At 39.9% G+C, this 1,407-nt stretch carries 1 protein-coding gene; it reads left to right on the forward strand.

Going from position 1 to position 1,407, the window contains the following annotated elements:
- Positions 1 to 185: 185 nt before the first annotated feature.
- Positions 186 to 1,310 carry a N4-gp56 family major capsid protein gene (locus tag ACFIKG_RS09160; protein ID WP_375652182.1) on the forward strand — a complete coding sequence of 375 codons (1,125 nt, stop codon included), beginning with the start codon at positions 186 to 188 and terminating at the stop codon, positions 1,308 to 1,310.
- The last annotated feature ends 97 nt before the right edge of the window (positions 1,311 to 1,407 follow it).

The following is a 1,407-nucleotide window of genomic DNA, read 5'->3' on the forward strand; positions in this document are numbered from 1 at the left end:
CATTTGTGATATGTCTGATAAAGAATTTGGAGAATGGTATAGCAATCCTAAAAATCAAATCATTTTTGATAAGTTAATGGGGCGCGATGGCTGAGTATAGTCTAGGCGCATAATATAATCCGCTTTGATGTGGGTTTTTCACCGGCTTAAAGCCGGTTTTTTTACAGCAAAGAAAGGTGAAATCAATGGCAATAACACGTATACCTATTAATGATGCACAAGCAGTGCAAGCTTGGTCAAAGAGATTAAATTATGAAGCGTCTAAAGCGCTTGATATTGAACCATTAATGGGAGAAGGCTCCAATAGTATCATTCAAGTCAAGAATGAACTTAGGAAAGAAGGCGGAGATTGTGTTACGTTTAGCTTACGAGCACAGATTATGGGGCGTGGTGTAAGCGAGGGTGAAACGCTTAAAGGCAATGAAGAAGCCCTCCAATTTCTCCATGATAAATTATATATCAATGAACTTAATAACGCTGTTTCAACAAAAAATAAAGGTACGATTGATCAACAACGTATTTTGTTTAGTTTACGCGACGAAGCACATAAGGCATTGGTTGATTGGTTTGCAGACCGTTTGAGTTTGATGTTTTTTCTTCAAGTTTGTGGATATACAGCGCCTACAATAAAGTTTGAAGGACGTGAAGTTGAACTTGATGAATTGTATTATGGTTTTAATGCACCATTGACACCAAGCAGTAAGCGCATTGTGCGACCAGATGGTAAAACTAAGGATGAAGACGTAAAAGAGCTGGCAAAACACGGTTTTAGTCTTAAGCTCATAGATGAAGCTGTTAAAGTTGCAAAGTTGGCTAACCCCAAAATCAGACCAGTACGGGTTGGTGGTTCCAATGTCTACGTGATGTATCTTCATCCCATACAAGTTATGCAATTGCGTACCAATACAGATACTGGTCAATGGCTTGATATACAAAAGGCAGTTTATTCAGGTTCGCGCGCGAAGAACCCGATTTTTGATGGTTCACTAGGCATGTATAATGGTGTGATTTTACGAGAATCCGAACATGTAACCCATGGTGTTAAATCCGATGGTAGTGTTGAAGAAAATGTCCGCCGTGCTGTATTACTGGGTGCACAGAGTGCGATGCTTGCCTTTGGAGCAGAAAATCAAGAGACGCGCTATAAATTGGTTGAAGAGCTTGATGATTATCAACGGGTATATGGTGTTGCAGCTAAGACAATCATAGGCATGAAGAAAACACGTTTCCAAATGCCTGGAAGAGGACAAAATGCGCAAGATTTCGGAACCGTTGTTGTTTCAACTTGCACAGGCGAAAAGCCTTCTTAATTTTCAAAGAAAGGAAATAAAACATGGCAGAAGGATTACCACAACCCCTACAAGGGAGAAACTTGGTTACGCAACAAGTGAGTTTTTTTCGCTTGAA

The organism is Bartonella sp. LB28NMGDW, from assembly GCF_042194435.1.
Taxonomy (GTDB): Bacteria; Pseudomonadota; Alphaproteobacteria; order Rhizobiales; family Rhizobiaceae; genus Bartonella; species Bartonella grahamii.

Excerpts from the sequence above, each read along its gene's own strand:
- ACFIKG_RS09160 (WP_375652182.1), top strand. The coding sequence starts at position 186 with ATGGCAATAACACGTATACCTATTAATGATGCACAAGCAGTGCAAGCT.